Source organism: Neobacillus citreus, from assembly GCF_018343545.2.
In the GTDB taxonomy this organism is placed as follows: domain Bacteria; phylum Bacillota; class Bacilli; order Bacillales; family Cytobacillaceae; genus Neobacillus; species Neobacillus citreus.
This window is the reverse complement of sequence record NZ_JAGYPE020000039.1, coordinates 18002-35824: the sequence shown is the minus strand read 5'-3', so window position 1 is coordinate 35824 and position 17823 is coordinate 18002. Positions and strand designations below refer to the sequence as shown.

18 protein-coding genes are annotated in these 17823 nt (G+C 42.2%); 13 read left to right on the top strand and 5 right to left on the bottom strand.

From position 1 onward, the window contains the following. Nucleotides 1–121 precede the first annotated feature (121 nt). On the top strand, nucleotides 122–760 hold the full coding sequence (locus tag KHB02_RS19025; protein ID WP_213144283.1) for a class D sortase: 639 nt from the start codon (nucleotides 122–124) through the stop codon (nucleotides 758–760). A 126-nt stretch (nucleotides 761–886) separates the two neighbouring features. Continuing rightward, on the top strand, nucleotides 887–1888 hold the full coding sequence (locus KHB02_RS19020; protein WP_213144284.1) for a DUF3231 family protein: 1002 nt from the start codon (nucleotides 887–889) through the stop codon (nucleotides 1886–1888). Nucleotides 1889–1944: 56 nt separating this feature from the next. Here KHB02_RS19020 and KHB02_RS19015 read toward each other — a convergent pair whose 3' ends face one another. Next, nucleotides 1945–2457: an acyl-CoA thioesterase gene (locus KHB02_RS19015; protein ID WP_213144285.1), complete on the bottom strand. Its 513-nt coding sequence runs from the start codon at nucleotides 2455–2457 to the stop codon at nucleotides 1945–1947. A gap of 125 nt (nucleotides 2458–2582) precedes the next feature. Between KHB02_RS19015 and nadE the strand changes: the two genes are divergently transcribed. Then, nucleotides 2583–3404, top strand: a complete 822-nt coding sequence (gene nadE / locus KHB02_RS19010) for an ammonia-dependent NAD(+) synthetase (protein ID WP_213144286.1) — start codon at nucleotides 2583–2585, stop codon at nucleotides 3402–3404. A 53-nt stretch (nucleotides 3405–3457) separates the two neighbouring features. Here the strand turns inward: nadE and spo0A are convergent, their stop codons facing one another. Beyond that, the gene (spo0A, locus tag KHB02_RS19005; RefSeq protein ID WP_213144287.1) at nucleotides 3458–4231 is read right to left on the bottom strand and encodes a sporulation transcription factor Spo0A; all 774 of its coding nucleotides are present in this window, start codon (nucleotides 4229–4231) and stop codon (nucleotides 3458–3460) included. Between the two features lie 361 nt (nucleotides 4232–4592). On the opposite strand from spo0A, the gene KHB02_RS19000 reads away from it, so the two are divergent. From KHB02_RS19000 to KHB02_RS18985, 4 genes are all read left to right on the top strand, one after another. Next, nucleotides 4593–5762, top strand: a complete 1170-nt coding sequence (locus KHB02_RS19000) for an MASE3 domain-containing protein (RefSeq protein ID WP_213144288.1) — start codon at nucleotides 4593–4595, stop codon at nucleotides 5760–5762. Nucleotides 5763–5875: 113 nt separating this feature from the next. After that, nucleotides 5876–6706: an amino acid ABC transporter substrate-binding protein gene (locus KHB02_RS18995; protein WP_213144289.1), complete on the top strand. Its 831-nt coding sequence runs from the start codon at nucleotides 5876–5878 to the stop codon at nucleotides 6704–6706. Then, nucleotides 6693–7388 (top strand): amino acid ABC transporter permease, encoded by a 696-nt coding sequence (locus tag KHB02_RS18990; protein ID WP_213144290.1) that lies wholly within the window; start codon nucleotides 6693–6695, stop codon nucleotides 7386–7388. The genes KHB02_RS18995 and KHB02_RS18990 overlap by 14 nt, the downstream gene beginning before the upstream one ends. A 270-nt stretch (nucleotides 7389–7658) precedes the next feature. Next, nucleotides 7659–8393, top strand: a complete 735-nt coding sequence (locus tag KHB02_RS18985; protein WP_213144291.1) for an amino acid ABC transporter ATP-binding protein — start codon at nucleotides 7659–7661, stop codon at nucleotides 8391–8393. A 75-nt stretch (nucleotides 8394–8468) separates the two neighbouring features. On the opposite strand, the gene KHB02_RS18980 is transcribed toward KHB02_RS18985, so the two are convergent. Next, nucleotides 8469–8618, bottom strand: coding sequence for a hypothetical protein (locus KHB02_RS18980; protein WP_241113965.1), 150 nt, complete (start codon nucleotides 8616–8618; stop codon nucleotides 8469–8471). Between the two features lie 151 nt (nucleotides 8619–8769). Between KHB02_RS18980 and KHB02_RS18975 the strand changes: the two genes are divergently transcribed. Together KHB02_RS18975 and KHB02_RS18970 are read left to right on the top strand one after the other, a co-directional pair. After that, nucleotides 8770–9312, top strand: coding sequence for an NfeD family protein (locus tag KHB02_RS18975; protein WP_213144292.1), 543 nt, complete (start codon nucleotides 8770–8772; stop codon nucleotides 9310–9312). A 26-nt stretch (nucleotides 9313–9338) separates the two neighbouring features. Next, a complete protein-coding gene (locus KHB02_RS18970) occupies nucleotides 9339–10856 on the top strand; it encodes a flotillin family protein (RefSeq protein ID WP_213144293.1) in 1518 nt (505 codons plus the stop codon). Between the two features lie 112 nt (nucleotides 10857–10968). Here the strand turns inward: KHB02_RS18970 and KHB02_RS18965 are convergent, their stop codons facing one another. Together KHB02_RS18965 and KHB02_RS18960 are read right to left on the bottom strand one after the other, a co-directional pair. Then, nucleotides 10969–11898, bottom strand: a complete 930-nt coding sequence (locus KHB02_RS18965; protein ID WP_241113964.1) for an ROK family protein — start codon at nucleotides 11896–11898, stop codon at nucleotides 10969–10971. 11 nt (nucleotides 11899–11909) lie between these two features. Next, nucleotides 11910–12359 carry an AAA family ATPase gene (locus KHB02_RS18960; protein ID WP_213144294.1) on the bottom strand — a complete coding sequence of 150 codons (450 nt, stop codon included), beginning with the start codon at nucleotides 12357–12359 and terminating at the stop codon, nucleotides 11910–11912. Between the two features lie 284 nt (nucleotides 12360–12643). Between KHB02_RS18960 and KHB02_RS18955 the strand changes: the two genes are divergently transcribed. The 4 genes from KHB02_RS18955 to KHB02_RS18940 all read left to right on the top strand — a co-directional run bounded on the left by KHB02_RS18955 (nucleotide 12644) and on the right by KHB02_RS18940 (nucleotide 17794). Continuing rightward, nucleotides 12644–13444 carry a UTP--glucose-1-phosphate uridylyltransferase gene (locus KHB02_RS18955; RefSeq protein WP_213144295.1) on the top strand — a complete coding sequence of 267 codons (801 nt, stop codon included), beginning with the start codon at nucleotides 12644–12646 and terminating at the stop codon, nucleotides 13442–13444. 40 nt (nucleotides 13445–13484) lie between these two features. Next, a complete protein-coding gene (locus KHB02_RS18950; RefSeq protein ID WP_213144296.1) occupies nucleotides 13485–15467 on the top strand; it encodes a galactosyltransferase-related protein in 1983 nt (660 codons plus the stop codon). 265 nt (nucleotides 15468–15732) lie between these two features. Further along, a complete protein-coding gene (locus tag KHB02_RS18945; RefSeq protein ID WP_213144297.1) occupies nucleotides 15733–16443 on the top strand; it encodes a response regulator transcription factor in 711 nt (236 codons plus the stop codon). Continuing rightward, entirely contained in the window at nucleotides 16421–17794 is a 1374-nt protein-coding gene (locus KHB02_RS18940; RefSeq protein WP_213144298.1) for a HAMP domain-containing sensor histidine kinase, read from the top strand. The genes KHB02_RS18945 and KHB02_RS18940 overlap by 23 nt, the downstream gene beginning before the upstream one ends. Nucleotides 17795–17823: the final 29 nt, after the last annotated feature.

Sequence of the window (17823 nt, the reverse complement as noted above, 5' to 3'; positions counted from 1 at the left end):
ACGGCAGGTCCTTGGATGAATTGGCTGCTATTAAGCGGAGTGTTAGCGCTTGGTTCATCTGCAACACTGTTCATGAAGTTCCGAAAGTTATAAAACCATATCTAAAAGTGAGGGATGGAAGATGAAAAAAAGGATTTTTCTCTGGGGTTTGAGAACAATCTTCCTGCTCTCACTTTTTTCTATTCTCTTTTGTAGCTATCAAATCTATCTAACCCATGCCCAAGTGAGTGCTTCGCTAAAGGAATGGGAGAATAAGAAAGATACAGCTCCCCTAAAGGAGTTCCCTGTATCATTTTATGACAAGGAAATAATTCCGATTAAAAAGGCTCAGCCAGAGCAGACGCCGCTTTATTCTAACCTGCCTGCAACAGGCGCCGTATTTGGAAAAATTACTTTTCCAAAAATAAAAAAGGAATTCCCTATCGTCCAAGGCACGGATCAGGCAGAGCTAGCCAAGGGGGTTGGACATTATATGGGAAGCGTTCTGCCAGGTGAACATGATAATACCGTATTGGCAGGACATCGGGATACGGTGTTTAAAGAGCTTGGCCTGATTAGAGTCGGTGATATAGTCGAAGTCGAAACGGAAGCGGGCCGTTTTACTTATAAAATTACAAAACAGCGGATTGTTCATAAAGACGACCTGACTGTAATTGTGCCGTATGATTATGCGGCCATAACTCTTATCACCTGCTATCCATTTGACTTTGTCGGACCTGCACCGGACCGGTTTATTTTAGTCGGAGAATTACAAAACTAAGGCGTGGGGACGGTTCTTTTGCATCAAAATTTTGATGCAAAAGAACCGTCCCCATGCTTCACTTTGTATAAAATGGATGAATTACAGGGATTCTATTCTTAGAGTACTTTTTAGGGAGGCTTACGTATGTCTGAGCGCAGCATTAGGTTGTCAAGTTCGGAAATTGCCGCATTATGGGCTACGTACATACAGGAAAACATGACGGTCTGTTTGCTCACCTATTTCTTGCATCACAATAAGGATGTGGAAATTAAGCCGATCCTTGAGAGGGCACTGCAGAATTCGGAAACACACCTTCAACAAATTACTAACATTTTTGAAAAAGAAGGCATTCCAATACCCGATGGTTTTTCAGAAAAAGATGTGAATTTGACGGCCCCGCCTTTATTTTATGATATGTTCGGGCTCAGCTTTGTTTATTCCTTGACCCGTCTACTGATGATTAATGGGAGTTTTTTGACGGCTAATGTGGCAAGGAAGGATGTTTTGGATTTTTTTATCACGATGAACTACAAATCAACCGAACTGTATAGGCAAGCAACTGAGTTAATGCTGTCCAAGGGGATTTACGACCGTCCGCCATACGTTCCTTATCCGGATAAGGTGGAATATGAAGACAAACTTTCCTATATTAGTGGTTTTGGAAAAAAAAGGCCATTAAATGTAGCTGAAATAATGGAGATTTTCTTTAATATTGAGCGAAATTATTTTTCGGTATTGCTTTGTATGGGCCTTCTTCAAGTGGTTAAGGATAAAGAAATTCATAGCTTTATTAAGGAAGGAAAAAAAATCTCTGAACAACAAATTAGAACGTTTAATGATATATTGATGAAAGAAGAGCTTTATGGCATTATTACAACCAATATTGAAGTGACGGATTCAACCGTCTCTCCATTTTCTGATCGGCTGGTTGTTACTCTTTTTCATTCTTTAAACGGCATTGATATCGCTCTGCTCGGTCATGCGGTATCGTTATCGATGAGATCTGATTTAGTGGCCTACTATCAGAAATATATTGCTGAAATTCTTATTTACTCTGCAAAGGGGGTCGACCTTTTGATGGACCGCGGCTGGTTCCAAAAGCCGCCTCATGCTCCTAGCAGAAGAGATCTTCAGAAAATAGACTAGGTTCTAGCAGTGTGCGGTGAACCTAGTCTATTATTTTACCTATTAAAGTCTCCAGGTTATTCCCACGGTTTTTGCGTTGTAAAGTATCCGGCCAGTTCTTTACTGTGTCTCCGATGTTCTTTCCGTTTTTCGGCCCTTTCTTTCCCTGTATCGTATAACTTTTTTTCTTCTTCAGTCTCAGGGATGATACCAGGGACTTTAGTTGGCTTGCCATCGTCATCTAATGCCACAAATGTTAAAAAGGCAGTGGCTGCAATTTTTCGATCGCCGGAAATCAGGTTTTCGGCAATAATTTTCACAAAAACTTCCATTGAAGACGTACCAGTCCAAGTGACAAACGATTCGAAGCAGACCGAATCCAACGGTGTAATAGGTTGAAGGAAGTCGACAGAATCGGTCGAAGCGGTCACACATTCGCTTCGAGAATGTCTTGTTGCTGAAATCGATGCAAGCATATCAACATCGCTCATCAGCTTCCCGCCAAATAATGTATTATGGTTGTTGACATCGTTTGGGAAAACCCGACTGGTCCTGACTACTCGAGACTCATTGCATGTTTTAGCTTCCATTATATAAAAAACCTCCATTTGCTTAACTTTTTCTATTTTGCCCTAATTCCGTTCAATTTTTAGTGAAAATTCAGCGATTGTGGTACATTACAATATAATAGCACTTTCCAGGAGGTTTCAAATAAATGAGCATGCAGGCACAAATTATGAAGGAGTTAAACGTCTCTCCCAACATACAGCCGAAAGAAGAAGTCAGGAAGAGAATCGATTTCTTAAAAATGTATTTAACCAAAACAAAGGCAAAAGGCTACGTGCTTGGAATCAGCGGTGGTCAGGATTCCACGCTGGCAGGACGCCTGACGCAGCTGGCGGTCGAAGAGCTGCGAAAAGAAGGGACGGATACCTTATTCATCGCTGTCCGCCTGCCATATGGAGTCCAGCAGGATGAGGAAGACGCGAAGCGGGCGCTAGAATTTATTCGTGCCGATCGGGAAATGGTGTTTAATATTAAAGGAGCGGTTGACGAGGTCCAGAAGGAATACGACACAGGTACACCAACACAGCCGTTGAGCGACTATCAAAAAGGAAATGTTAAGGCTCGAATGAGAATGATTGCTCAATACGCCGTTGGCGGGATGGAAGGGCTACTTGTAATCGGAACGGACCATGCAGCCGAGGCGGTTACCGGTTTTTACACAAAATACGGTGACGGCGGGGCTGATGTTCTGCCGCTGACCGGCTTATCCAAAAGGCAGGGCAAGGCACTTCTAAAGGAATTGGGTGCAGACGAACGTCTATATTTAAAAGTCCCGACAGCCGACCTGCTTGATCAAAAGCCTGGTCAGGCCGATGAAACGGAGTTAGGCATTACCTACGATGAACTCGACGATTACCTCGAAGGCAAACAGGTTTCCGAGGAGGTTGCGGAAAAAATCGAACAGCGCTATATCTTGACTGAACATAAACGAAGACTTCCTGCCAGCATGTTTGACGAATGGTGGAAGTAATTAGCTATAAAAGAGACTGCCTTTTACAATAGGCAGTCTCTTTACGTAAGAGTTTATCCTACTTTTTGAAGCCTTAAATGATCAGCAATCAGTGCAATAAATTCACTGTTCGTCGGCTTTCCCTTTAAAGGGCTTACCGTATTTCCAAAGACCAGATTCAAATGCTCGATACTTCCCCGGTTCCAGCCCACTTCAATCGAATGCCGGATGGCTCTTTCAACCCGGCTTGGGGTAGTATTGTACAATTTGGCGATGGCCGGATAAATCAATTTTGTGATCCCGCCTAATAATTCCACATTGCGGAACACCATTTGGATGGCTTCCCGTAAGAAAATATACCCTTTTAGGTTTGCTGGAATTCCCATCGAGCGGAGCACGTCGGTGATTCTCACTTCTAAGCTCTCGCCGCTCTTATTCTCGTTCGCCGGCTTAGATTCTCTCGAGATTTTTATTGAATAACTTTCGTTTGAACAAATCGTTCTAATTGTATCGGATAACTGAGATAGCTCAAACGGTTTCAACAGAAAATAAGATACCCCTAACTCATTTGCTTTCTTAATGATATCCTCTTTTCCAAAGGCCGTTAACATTAAGACTTTGGTCGAAATATGATCGGCATAAAGTTTTTCGAGTAAAGAAAATCCGTCGGTATGAGGCATGATTAAATCCAGAATGACCACATCCGGATGTTCCCGTTTAATCAACTCCATTCCCTCCATGCCATTATGGGCGATTCCGACTACCTTCATATCGACTAGTTTTGACAGGTATTCATTAAGTATTACCGTTAATTGAAAATTATCATCTATAATTCCAATTTTTATCATGTTTAACCAATTCCTTCCTAAAAAAATCCCACTACTAAGTATTTTTCGATAAATTTCGTTAGGTGACAAGTAATATTTTCCAACAAAAAACTTAGTATTTATATAAAACCCCTATGGTATTTGTTTGTTCCTGTCGAACTTTTAGCTTTATTGTAAAAATAAAAGGCTATTGAACTAGACTGTACTTTTCAATTTCGTTATTAATGTCTAATCCAAAGATATTATAGAAGGACGGAACCTTTACTACATAAGTACTATGTTGAAAGCGATTGCTAAATAGTCATAAAAATGCAACAATTACAGATGCTGTAAGGGGCAGTTCCCGTTTTATAATAAAATCATAACGGGGAGGTGTACCTAAATGAGATCCCATTTAACGGAGGGTAAATTTCTAGTTTATTCAACCATTGCGATCATCCTGCTGTTAGCCATTCATTTATTTCAGCAGAAAATCATAACCCTGTATAATCCGGAAAACTACGTTGGCTTCCATTTCATCTTAGAGGTTTTCAGCATCTCCATATCTGCGGCCATCTTCCTGAATGCTATAAAAACCTATGGGAAAACTCGGTCGAGAAGGATGCTGCTGCTTGCCTTTACTTTTTTTATCGTGGGGGCACTAGATACAATCCATACCTTGTCCTTTAAGGGTATGCCTTTTTTCTTTACCGAAAGCTCTGTTGCAAAAGCTACCTGGTTTTGGGTGTCGGCAAGGGTTTTTCAAGCGTTGTTTATTTTTTTAATCCTTCTTCTTCCTGATCGAACATTAAACAAAGACTATCGATGGCCAATGTTTATCTTTGCCACAACCTTAGTTTTGATCATTAGTTTCATCTTTATTTTTTTCGAAAAAAACCTTCCGCTGCTAGTGATTGAAGGAAAAGGAACAACACCGTTGAAAAATGGCTTTGAGTATTTTGTCAGCTTCGTACAGTTTGTTTCACTCATTATTACCTTGTATCAATATTATTTGGAGAAAAGCGAAGCGAAACTGGCAATCGCCTTGGCACTTATATATCTATTGCTAACAAGCTTAATTTTTACCGTCTATCAGAGTGTCTTTGATTTAGACAATTTTACTGGTCATTTATTCAAAACGATTGGATTTTACTATATATTGAGAGGTTTTTATTTTATCAGCAGTGAACAGGAGCTCGAGAACCAAAAGGAACAAACGATTATCCCGCAGTTGCCTGGCTTTGTTTTTAAAGCAATAAAAAGCGAGAGTGAATTTATTCTAACTTATGGAGAAGGAAATATGACTGAACATTTGGGCCATGATCAGAAAAAGCTACTGGGGCAGCCGCTAGCTAATGTTTTTCCGGATTCTCAAGGTATTCTTAGTGATTACTGTCGCTTGTGTATAAACAGGCAAGAGGAGCGTACTTTTGAAATAGACCTAAATGATAAGGTATTGTTATTTTCCATTAAACCATTTGTGGAGAACGATCAAGATGTCATTCTCGGTACAATCGTGGATGTAACCGGAATGTATCAAGAGCCTACCTCCAAACTGAACGCCATTATATAAGAAATTTTAACCTATCAGAACCATTCTGATAGGTTTTTAATTTTTATAAAAGGGCAAAATAAACCCATCACTTTTGTGGGATTAGCAAAACTCAAACTTAGGAGGTAACCATCATGAAAAAAATATCCATCATTTTCGCCTTGCTGTTGAGCTTCATGCTTGTATTGGCAGCCTGCGGCAAGGATGACAAGGCCGATAAAAATAAAAAGACGGACAATAAAACGGCAGAGAAAACGGAAAATGATTTATTAGCCAAGGTTAAGGATGACGGAAAAATTTTAATCGGAACAGAAGGGACATACCCACCATTCACCTTCCATGATACAAACGGCAATTTAACCGGATTTGATGTGGATCTCGCCGAAGAGGTTGCCAAGCGTATTGGAGTAAAGGCAGAATTCAAGGAAACCCAGTGGGATGCCATGTTTGCCGGCCTTGATGCAAAGCGTTTTGATATGATTGCCAACGAGGTAGGAATCCGTCCTGACCGACAGGAAAAATACGATTTCTCAGACCCATATATTACTTCTGCTGCTGTTCTAGTTACCAACAAGAGTAATACAAAGGTTAAATCATTTGAGGATATTAAAGGATTAAATTCTGCACAATCATTGACAAGCAACTATGGCGATATGGCGAAAAAGTACGGCGCAAATCTTGTTGGTGTGGATGGCTTCCAGCAGGCAGTAGAGCTGCTTGCGCAAAATCGCGTCGATGTAACAATTAATGATAAAATTGCTTATTTGGATTATACGAAACAAAAGCCAGATGCACCGATTAAAATTGTGGCTACCGGTGAAGATGCGTCATCAAGCGGTTTTATGTTCCGTAAGAAAAGCGACACGCTTGTTGATTCCGTGAACAAGGCCTTAAAAGACATGGTCGATGACGGCACCTACAAAAAAATCTCTGAGAAATGGTTTGGTGTAGATGTACTTAAATAGTATTTTCGCTGACCCGGAACGAACGGCCAGGTTAATGGATATCGCTAAAACCTCCCTCCAGCCCATGCTGGAGGGTGCAATTATGAACACCATTCCCTTAACCATTATTTCGTTTATTGTCGGGATCATTTTAGCTGTATTGACAGCCCTTGCCCGAATTTCGCAGGGGAAAGTATTGCGGGGGATTGCCGGAGTTTATGTATCCGCCATCCGCGGTACGCCTCTGTTAGTGCAATTATTTATCATCTTTTATGGGCTGCCGAACGTCGGAATTACACTTGATCCGTTTCTATCTGCTGTCATTGGCTTTTCGCTGAGCATTGGGGCGTATGCATCGGAAATTATCCGCGCAGCGATTCTTTCAATCCCAAAAGGCCAGTGGGAGGCCGGCTATTCCATTGGCATGACCTACGCGCAAGCTTTAAAAAGAATCATTTTGCCGCAGGCTGCGAGAGTATCGGTACCGCCATTATCAAATTCATTTATTAGTCTTGTTAAGGATACTTCACTCGCCTCGCTGGTGCTTGTAACGGAAATGTTCCGCCGCGCCCAGGAAATCGCCTCCCGGAACTATGAATTTCTGTTGGTCTATACCGAAGCCGCTCTTATTTATTGGGTTATTTGCTTTTTCTTGTCTGTGCTTCAGCAATATATGGAAAAGCGGCTGGATCGGTATGTGTGATGAAACTTTTCTCTAAAATATGGTGAATTTTGCGTAGAATCAATAACAAAAGGGTTCAAATATGTAAATTTTATTACCTAAAAAGGGTTTCGTTTTGGATTTTTTACATTCGATAAGATTCTATCAGCGAATTTCAAGGGTCTATCAGCGAATTTGGCCGTTCTATCAGCGAATTTCACCGTTCTATCGGCGAATTGAGCTATTCTATCAGCGAATCGATTTTTAATGACCTTTTTTAGAAAAAACCCGATTGAAAAAGGGAGATTTCCAATGATTTCAATTAAAGGCTTACACAAGCAATTCGATCAATTAGAAGTACTAAAGGGAATAGATCTTGAGGTAGGGAAAGGGAAGGTTGTGGTTGTGATCGGTCCATCTGGATCGGGAAAAACGACAATGCTTCGCTGCCTGAACGTACTTGAGATTCCTACAAAAGGTATCATTTCTATTGAAGGCAACAGTCTTGATTTTTCAAAAAACGTTCCGAAAAAAAGCATCGCCGTGTTTCGCCGCTTGACTGGAATGGTGTTTCAAAACTATAATCTCTTCCCGCATAGAACGGCTCTTGAAAATGTCATGGAGGGGCCGGTAGTGGTGAAGGGGATGGAGAAATCAAAAGCACGCGAGAAGGCGGCTGCCCTGCTTCAAAAAGTTGGCCTCGGCGATAAAATGGACTACTTTCCTTCACAGCTATCGGGCGGCCAGCAGCAACGGGTCGGAATTGCCCGGGCCTTGGCAATGGAGCCGGAGGTAATGTTATTTGATGAGCCGACATCAGCGCTCGACCCTGAGCTAGTCGGTGAGGTGTTAAGGGTCATGAAGGACCTTGCCCAAGAAGGGATGACGATGATTGTCGTTACCCACGAAATGCGTTTTGCCCGTGAGGCAGCAGACGAAGTCATCTTCATGGATGGCGGCGTTGTTGTCGAGCGAAACAAGCCGGAAGAAATCTTCATCAACCCGAAAGAGGAACGAACTAGGAAATTTTTGAATATGATTCAATAAGTGCTTCAGCCGAGGGCTGGGGCACTTTTTGTTGTGCGGTTGAATTGGTCTGTTCTTACTGTCGTATAAACCTGGTTAACTGTCGGATAGCCCGTACTTACTGTCTTTAAACAGATTCACTGTCGGATAACCCAGTTTTACTGTCGTATAGGCCGCTCTTACTGTCGCATAAACCATTTTAACTGTCGCTAAAAACTCCCGAAAGATTTTTGTGAAAAATTTCATAAATAATCCCCAAAAAGTGAAACTTTTCCCTTTTTTATCCGTATTATTGACTATACATATGATAGAGGGAAGGGACGGATGTCCTATGCTCAAATGAAAACAAACTTTCCTTTGTGTATACAACTCACTATGAAGGAAAAGGATGATGCACATGGAACTTTTCGGCTTGCCATTAGCCACGATTTATTTGTACGGTCTCATCATTTCTGGAGTATTAACTGTTTTATATGTGTTGTTTGCGGATGTGTTTCATTTTGACACGGGCGACGGCGGACTGCACTTTCTCAACCCTGTCCTTGTCTTTGCTTTTGTCACGGTCCTGTCTGCAAGCGGTTACCTATTTGAAAGGCTGTCGGCCCTTCATTATCTATTGATACTAGGAATATCAGCGGTTATCGCATTTATAGTCGTTACTTTATTAAATGTATTTGTTCTTGTACCGTTGTCCTCCGCTGAGGAATCGCTTGTCTATAAAGAATCTGATTTAAGAGGCCGGATTGGCACCGTCATCACGCCGATTCCTGCCGACGGCTTTGGCGAGGTTATCATTGAAAATGCCAGCGGCCGGATTGCCAAGCCTGCCACAAGCTTTGAAGGGGAATCCATACCAAACGGTGAAAAAGTGCTCATTGTTCAGGTGAAGAATGGGGTTCTCGAAGTTACGATTCACCAGGAACTGGAAAGCTTTTTATAAAAGAGAGAGAAAGAGGAGGTTAAAACATGGAATTTGGTTTTGTATGGGTAATTATTGGGATTGTCGCACTTATCTTAATTGCATTAATTGGAGTATTTATTACCAAGTATCGGACGGCCGGGCCGGATGAGGCACTGATTGTAACCGGTAGTTTCCTCGGAAACAGAAATGTCCACGTCGACGAATCGGGCAACAAAATAAAGATCATTCGCGGTGGCGGTACGTTTATTTTACCAGTTTTCCAACAGGCAGAACCTTTAAGCTTGTTATCTAGCAAACTAGAAGTAACGACCCCGGAGGTTTATACCGAGCAGGGCGTACCGGTCATGGCTGATGGGGTATCCATCATTAAAATTGGCGGTTCCATCAACGAGATAGCCACAGCTGCTGAACAGTTCCTCGGCAAGCCGAAGGAAGAAAGAGAAAATGAGGCAAAAGAAGTTCTCGAGGGTCATCTGCGTTCCATTCTTGGCTCGATGACAGTCGAAGAAATCTATAAAAACCGAGATAAATTCTCGCAGGAAGTGCAGCGTGTGGCATCGCAGGACCTGGCCAAAATGGGCCTTGTCATTGTCTCATTTACGATTAAAGATGTTCGCGATAAAAATGGTTACCTTGAGGCCCTTGGTAAGCCGCGGATTGCCCAAGTGAAGCGGGATGCTGATATCGCTACAGCTGAAGCGGAAAAAGAAACCCGCATTAAAAAGGCGGAAGCCGATAAGGAAGCGAAACGTTCAGAGCTGGAGCGGGCAACAGAAATTGCCGAAGCTGAAAAAGTCAATCAGTTGAAAACAGCGGAATTCCGCCGCGAGCAGGACATCGCCAAGGCCCGTGCCGATATGGCTTACGACCTTGAAAGCGCTAAGGCTAAACAGGACGTAACTGAACAGGAAATGCAAGTAAAAATCATTGAAAGACAGAAGCAAATTGAACTCGAGGAAAAAGAAATCCTTCGTCGTGAACGTCAATATGATTCTGAAGTGAAAAAGAAAGCCGATGCCGACCGCTATTCGATTGAACAGTCTGCTGCGGCAGAAAAAGCCCGGCAAATTGCTGATGCAGAAGCGAATAAATACCGGATTGAAGCGATGGCGAAAGCGGAGGCTGAGCGCGTGCGTTTAGACGGTCTTGCTAAAGCAGAATCGCAAAAAGCACAGGGTCTTTCTGAAGCCGAAATCATCCGCATGAAAGGTCTTGCCGAAGCGGAAGCGAAGCAAAAGATCGCGGAAGCATTCGAACAATTCGGCCAGGCTGCGATTCTCGACATGATCATCAAAATGCTTCCAGAATACGCGAAGCAGGTGGCAAGCCCACTGTCCAATATTGAAAAAATTACGGTCGTGGATACAGGCGGCGGTTCCGGCCCAAATGGCGGTGCCAATAAAATCACTGGCTATGCTACTAACCTGATGGCAAGCTTGCAGGAGTCACTTAAGGCATCAAGCGGCTTGGACCTTAAAGAGCTGATTGAAAACTATTCCGGCAAATCGAACGTGAAAAGAAGCATTGAGGAATTAACAGACGAAATCAAAAAGAAAGATTAATAGAAAGGGGCTGACCGCTAAAACAGCGGCCGCCCTTTTTCAATGCGCTCAGCACGGGAGAAGACCATGAGTCGCGGCAAGATTCTACTTAAAAACACTGCTGACTCACAACTTACCTCCCTTGTTTTTCAATAAAGTTGTACATCGCGCCAATCATTCCTGCATCATTTTGATACTTGCAGCGCTCAACCGGTATTTTAATCCGTTTCCACCAAGGGAGCTGGTCAAGTTTATGATTGATTTTACTAATCAATCCTTGTTGGGCAATTACTCCGCCGCCAATTAAAATCTTTTGCGGGTTTAAGGTTGCGGCCAGATTGAAAATTCCATAACTAATGTGTTGAACCCACTCATCAACTAGTTTTCGTACCGAACTATTTTTCTTGGATTCCAGAAACACTCTTTCTCCTTCAATATGTTCGTGCTCACTAATGCCCTTTAGCTTTTTATAGGCTTTTATTAAGGCATTAGTGGAAGCATTGGAATGCAATATGTCCATGTCATAATTTCCTGCCCTTGTAATCATAAAACCAATTTCGCCGCCCCTAAAGCTGTGTCCATGTAAAAGACTCCCGTTTACAAAGATACCGCCGCCAATACCGGTACCAATGGTCATACAAATAAAATCGGTACAATTCTTTGCGTTGCCACTCACTTTTTCAGCTAACGCGACACAGTTTCCATCATTCTCAACTTCAATTGGCAGAGAAGTTCTTTTTTTTAGTAGTTTTTTTAGATTCTGGTGATCCAGAGCTGTGACCGCGCCCCCGCTTTCTGAGTAACCTGTATGCGGATTGATAAAACCCGGTAAGCTAATGGCAACACCGCTCACTTGATGATTTTGGGTATACATATTAATTGTTTCTGCCATTTCTTTTAAAAATAGGTCCAGGTTCGTGCAATGGGTATCGTAACTGTCCTTTGAAAGAATGGTTCCATCTTCTAACAATAGCCCATGCTTTACTTTTGTCCCGCCAACATCAAAACTGATATATTTTTTAGCTTCCTTTCCGTCAATTTCGAAACTAGTATATTCTTTCACCTTTCATCCTCCTATTTGCGATTATCAAGCCCAGAAATTTGACTAATAGTCCCCTCATCCGAAGTAGGCTTCTCGAATTCCTTGTATATTTGTTTTAAAACATTATCTGATAAACGCTTTAAAACTCTGTTTCGTTTTTTACAAGTTTCATAATCAGTATCCACATAGAAAATTTCCAAAGTAAGGCCAAATTCCTTTGCCACCCGTCTCCATCTTTTTCGTCTGTCTCTCGTTCTGTTGGTGGTATCTACGAGCACATCATGTCCGCTTTTCAGCAATGTCCGGACCATGAGTTCAGCGTTTTCCCACACGAGAGGTTCTGCCTCTGCTTTATAAACTTGGCCGTGTAAAGCAAGCCTAAGATCATCGAGAGACACACGCACCCATCCTTGCTTTTGAAGCGTTTTGCCGTAGGTTGATTTTCCACTAAGCGGCATCCCACACATAATTCCCAGTTTCACTGTTCGTCCCCTCCAAAAAAAAATTCCTGCCTGTATTCGAAATGACAGGAACAGACACATCTTCACTTAAGCAGCAGGTTCTCTATTTTATTGAATGCGAATGAGCATACATTTGAAAGGTACAAAAAACTATGTTGAATTAATCGAAATATTCAGCTTGGGTGTGATACAAGCCGTTTCCATCCCATATCGGTTCACATAAATATAAAAGAAACTTCTAATGTCCTCTTAGAAGAATAATGTTCGGTTGTTTATTAACAATCAGAAGAAGGTGAGGAAAAGTTATGGTCAGGAAAGCAATCATTCCTGCTGCAGGGTACGGCACGCGAAATCTTCCTATTACAAAAGTAATACCAAAAGAAATGCTGCCTGTAGGTTTAAAACCGGCCATTCATTATATCGTTGAGGAAGCAGTTCAATCGGGGATTGAACAAGTACTAATCATCACTTCAAATTCAAAAAACGCGATTATGGACTATTTTGATCATTCATTGGAGTTAGAGACCTTGTTAAGAAGCAAAAACAAAGAATATTTGCTTAAACAATTGGAACTACCAAAAGTAGAAATTTTTTATACAAGGCAGTCCTATGCAAGAGGTCTCGGGGACGCGATTCGGCTAGGCAAAGAGTTTGTCGGAAACGAACCGTTTGGTGTACTGCTTCCGGATGATTTTGTCATTTCCAGCGAGGCTCCTGCTCTTAAACAATTAATTGATGTCTACAAGGAGACAAATAGCAGTGTTATTGGATTAAAGCAAGTCCAACAAGAGCAATTAAAAAATTATGGTGTCATTCAATGTTCAAGTAAAACAAATCCAATCGAAATCGAGAATATTGTGGAGAAACCTAAAACAGACCCACCTTCTGATATGGCTGTTATCGGGAGATATATTTTTACCCCAGAGATATTTAAATGTCTGGAGGAAATAAAAGCAGGGGTCGATGGGGAAATTCAGTTGACTGATGCTATTAAAACCTTGCTTGGCACAGAATCCATCTATGGAAAAATCATTTCCGGGGATCGCTACGATATTGGGGTTTTGGATGAATACGTTGAACTAATGAAAATCATGAGCAAAAGATAAAAAAGGGAGAAAAACGGGAGAAAAAAGGAGAGCGTTGTCGTTGTTAGAAAATGTATCAATCATTATACCATTCCAAACAGACAATGGGCCAAGGGCGAGGGCTTTTGAATGGATCAAAAAGTACTATGCCAAGGTCATGCCCGAAGCTGAACTATGTTTGGGAATCATCAGTGGAGACATTAATAAAGCGAAAGCCATCAACTTAGCAGCTAAAAAGGCTACAAAAGATATCTTTGTCATAGCAGATGCGGATGTCGTTTATGACCCCTCACTTATTGAGGAAGCCATCAAAGTACTAAAAAAAGCAGCATGGGTTGTTCCTTTTACTGAGATATATAATGTTGAAAAGCAAGGCACAAAAAAATTGCTTCAAACGAAACCAAAATGGCCGATGGATGTAAACTCCGGAGATTGTACAAAAGCAAATTGGCTTTATTCAGGTTTTGCCGGTAAACTCTTTGTCATACCAAGGGCAAACTTCGAAGCAGTCGGTGGTTTTGATGAACGGTTTATTGGCTGGGGAGGGGAGGATGATGCTTTTTCACATTCTGTCCGCACCCTATGCGGGGACATTGTAAATGTTAAAGGAAGAATCTATCATTTATGGCACCCAAGTTCAAGCTATCAAACAAACCCAAATGGAAAGGCTAATGCCAATCTTCTCGGACGCTATCAACGTGCAAGTGGCAACAAGAAGAAAATGGCCGAGATTATTAATGAACGACGGGAAAGGAATAATCCTATTAAAATAGAAAATATAAATGAATCAACAGCTTCCCCCAACAGTAAAGTCTGTTTTGCCATCCTTGTTCATGAAGACAGAGAGTTAGTTAAGCAGCTAATTGATAATGTTCGCTATTATTGCCCAAGCAGTACCATTGTCTTATACAACGGGGGAGAGGACCCGAAACTATGTGAGGGATTAGGTGTTCCTGTCTGCCCTTCCAGCCATAAATTAAAGCGGGGATGGACGACCATTTATTTTTTGGAAACAATGGAATGGCTCGAGAAACAGGGGATACAGTACGATTATTTTATTAATATTGATTCGGATGCCTTGTTTATCAGAAAAGGCTACGAGGAATTTGTTCAAGAAGAAATGAAAGATACGGATTATATGGCCGTCAAGCTGAGAATCCCAAAAAGCGGCTGGTATATTGGAAAAGAACTGAAGAAAGACATTAATCGTTGGAAAAAGTTTTTTAATGTTAACCCTTTCTATGGCGTATTTAATGTGGGACAGGTGATTTCAAGGCCGCTCGTTCAAGCTTTACTGAAACAGGAACGGCTGGAAAGGCTAAAAAATGCTCTAAACAAAACGATTTCCTTCGGCACAGATGAGGTCCTGTTTGTTAACATGGCAAAGGAGCTTGGCTTCAGAATGAAAAAATATCCAAATGATACGGCCTCAACAATGATCCGCTATCGTCCATACTTTACACTGGACGAAATGATATCCTGCCTGAACAATAAAGAAACTGGCGGGCTGTGCCACCCGGTGATAAGAGATCATGACGATCCAGTCCGAAAACTAATCCTTCATATAAACAGTGGCACTCATACTAAACGATATAAAAGCAAGGAGTATCCATGGCATGATAGTAACCCCAATAATTATTCGATTACGATTCCAATCAAAAGTAAATTCGGAAACAATGAGCTTATCGTAAGGTCAGGTTCGTCCTTGACCCACTATTGGCAGGACCCGGATGGGGAATGGAATAAAAGTGAGACATTTGCTACTAACGTTGTCGGAACCCCGATATTTTTTCAAAATAATGCAGGTCAATTTGTAGTAGTCTGTAAATTAAAAAATGGCAGGCTTGGATTTTGGCTCAGGGACAATGAAGCATCCGGCTATCCTTGGTATGGACGGTCTGTTTCCCGGCAGGAGAATATCGATGAGCTGATCATGGGAACCCAGCTTCAGAATAACGGCTGTGTCATCGTGTATAAATCCAACAATCAATTTTATTATTGGGAGTTTGATAAAAGTATATGGAAAGACATCTTTCCCAAATAAAAAAATTGGTGCCCCGACATCGGGACACCTTTTTATATTTTAAGAGAGGTATTTTGGGATGAGTAAGAGGCCATAAAGACCAACTACCATTCCGAAGAGGGGATTGCTTCGATAACTTGGGGGTCCGTCGAGAATCCCTTCTTCTTAGATGTCCTTATTTTAGCGGGAAAGATTGAAGATGTTATGAAGAACTTATGATGATTTTGTGAAGTTACAAAAATCACAGACCCAAGATGATATATTAATGATATGGGGAGTGATAATAATGAAAATATTATTAGTCGACGATGAACGTAGAATCATAGAAGTTCTCGAAGCTTACCTAGAAAGAGAAGGCTATGAAATTTATAGCGCAGATAATGGAATAGATGCTTTGAAAAAGGCGAAAACCCTGCAGCCGGATTTAATCATATTAGACTTAATGCTTCCCGATATTTCCGGTGAAGAGGTTTGCCGGCTTGTCCGCAAGGAATCCGATGTACCGATTCTGATGCTGACGGCCAAGTCAGCAGAAGACGACCGAATTAACGGCATCGTCATGGGCGCTGACGATTATTTAACGAAACCGTTCAGCCCGCGCGAGGTTGTTGTCCGCGTTCAGGCTATATTAAGGCGCGTCAAAAAGACTGAAAAGGTAGACCGCCTTGAATTTAACAGAAGGAAACTGGCGATAAATTTAGAGAAAAAAGAAGTAACCGTTAACGGACAATATATTACGCTTACCCCCATTGAATACAAGCTGTTAACCAACATGGCGGGCAATCCCGGCCGGGTATACAGCCGCATGGATTTGCTTGAAAAAATTCAGGATGAAGGCATCTATTATGAAGGATATGAGCGCAGCGTTGATACCCATATCAAAAACCTGCGCAAAAAAATCGAGACCGACTCACGGCAGCCGGAGTTCATCATGACCGTTTTTGGCATGGGCTACAAATTTGGAGGGGTTCCCGATGCTGCAAACGCTCCGGTCTAAAATTCTCTTTTACCTGCTTTTGATTTCGATGATCGGTATATTGATCGTCAGCTTTTTTATTCAGTACGGTTTTGAAGAGAGTTTTAATAGTTACTTGGACCGGAATCGCGAAAAAAAGATTGATAGGGTGATCACCGAAATTGAAAAGGATTTTCGGCAAAATGGCCATTTTACAAGGGACCCGGTGTTTGCGATGCTGCACGAATATGCGATGGGCGATCAGCTTTATTTTCAGCTGTATGACCGCTACGGACAAATCCAGATGGACTCCTCCAATATCCGCAGCATGCTAAACAGTCTCGGCCTGACCGAACCGGAGCCAAGCGGTGAGGAATGGCATTCGAAAAATTATACACTCAAGGTCGACAACGCCATTATTGGTAAACTCGTCGCCATTTATCCGGAGGGCTTAATTGATGACGAGTATACATTTATCCAAACTATCCAGTTATACATATATGCCGCCGTATGCTTAACCGTTGTGCTGGCGATTGTCTTCAGCATGCTTTTTTCAAAAAAATTAACCTCTGGTTTGAAAAAGCTCTCGTTTGCGGCCGATGAGTTGCAGCAGCACAACCTCAATATCCGCATCCCATTAAAGGGGCTGCCAACCGAGATCAAGCAGCTGGCCATTTCCTTTAATAATCTGGCGCAATCGCTGGCAAAGGAGGAAATGCTGCGGAAACAGTTTACGGGGGACTTAGCCCATGAGCTCCGAACCCCGCTTGCTACCTTAAGAAGTCAGATAGAGGCTTTTCAAGATGGAGTTTGGGAGCCGACACCACAGCGCCTACAGGCCAGTCACGAGGAGCTGATGCGGTTGGTTAGGCTTGTGAACGAGCTGGAAAAATTGCTCGCCGCAGAAAACCCGCAAATGAAGCTCGAAAAAATAGAGCTCGATGCCGGCAGTGTACTGGCGGCCTTGTGGGAAATGTTTATGCCGATTTTTAAGGAAAAAGGAGTTCAGTTACATATTGAAGAGCCTGAGCAGGAGGAGATTTTTGAAGCAGACAAGGATCGCCTGATGCAAATTCTCTCTAATGTTCTAAACAATGCTTTGAAGTACACGCCGGAAGGAAAAAATGTGACCATTTCGGTGGCAACGGACCGCGATGGCTACGTCGGCTTTAGGATACAGGATGAAGGTTCCGGCATGGCGGAGGAAGATATCCCGCACATTTTCGAACGATTCTATCGCGGAGATAAGTCTCGGGACCGAAAAACAGGTGGAGCGGGTATTGGACTTTCCGTTGTGAAAGCCTTAATGGACGCTCATAAAGGGAGTATCAAGGTGAAAAGCAGGATTGGAAAAGGAACAACTATGACGTTGTGGTTTCCGCGGGAAGATTAGTGTAAAGAAAGGGCCGCATCGGCACTTTC

Coding starts and splice junctions, on each gene's coding strand:
- KHB02_RS18970 (WP_213144293.1), top strand. CDS start 9,339: ATGGAATTTGGTTTTGTATGGGTAATTATTGGGATTGTCGCACTTATC.
- KHB02_RS18975 (WP_213144292.1), top strand. CDS start 8,770: ATGGAACTTTTCGGCTTGCCATTAGCCACGATTTATTTGTACGGTCTC.
- KHB02_RS18945 (WP_213144297.1), top strand. CDS start 15,733: ATGAAAATATTATTAGTCGACGATGAACGTAGAATCATAGAAGTTCTC.
- spo0A (WP_213144287.1), bottom strand. CDS start 4,231: ATGATAAAAATTGGAATTATAGATGATAATTTTCAATTAACGGTAATA.
- KHB02_RS19020 (WP_213144284.1), top strand. CDS start 887: ATGTCTGAGCGCAGCATTAGGTTGTCAAGTTCGGAAATTGCCGCATTA.
- KHB02_RS19015 (WP_213144285.1), bottom strand. CDS start 2,457: ATGGAAGCTAAAACATGCAATGAGTCTCGAGTAGTCAGGACCAGTCGG.
- KHB02_RS18985 (WP_213144291.1), top strand. CDS start 7,659: ATGATTTCAATTAAAGGCTTACACAAGCAATTCGATCAATTAGAAGTA.
- nadE (WP_213144286.1), top strand. CDS start 2,583: ATGAGCATGCAGGCACAAATTATGAAGGAGTTAAACGTCTCTCCCAAC.
- KHB02_RS18990 (WP_213144290.1), top strand. CDS start 6,693: ATGTACTTAAATAGTATTTTCGCTGACCCGGAACGAACGGCCAGGTTA.
- KHB02_RS18995 (WP_213144289.1), top strand. CDS start 5,876: ATGAAAAAAATATCCATCATTTTCGCCTTGCTGTTGAGCTTCATGCTT.
- KHB02_RS19000 (WP_213144288.1), top strand. CDS start 4,593: ATGAGATCCCATTTAACGGAGGGTAAATTTCTAGTTTATTCAACCATT.
- KHB02_RS18940 (WP_213144298.1), top strand. CDS start 16,421: ATGCTGCAAACGCTCCGGTCTAAAATTCTCTTTTACCTGCTTTTGATT.
- KHB02_RS19025 (WP_213144283.1), top strand. CDS start 122: ATGAAAAAAAGGATTTTTCTCTGGGGTTTGAGAACAATCTTCCTGCTC.
- KHB02_RS18955 (WP_213144295.1), top strand. CDS start 12,644: ATGGTCAGGAAAGCAATCATTCCTGCTGCAGGGTACGGCACGCGAAAT.
- KHB02_RS18980 (WP_241113965.1), bottom strand. CDS start 8,618: ATGAAATTTTTCACAAAAATCTTTCGGGAGTTTTTAGCGACAGTTAAA.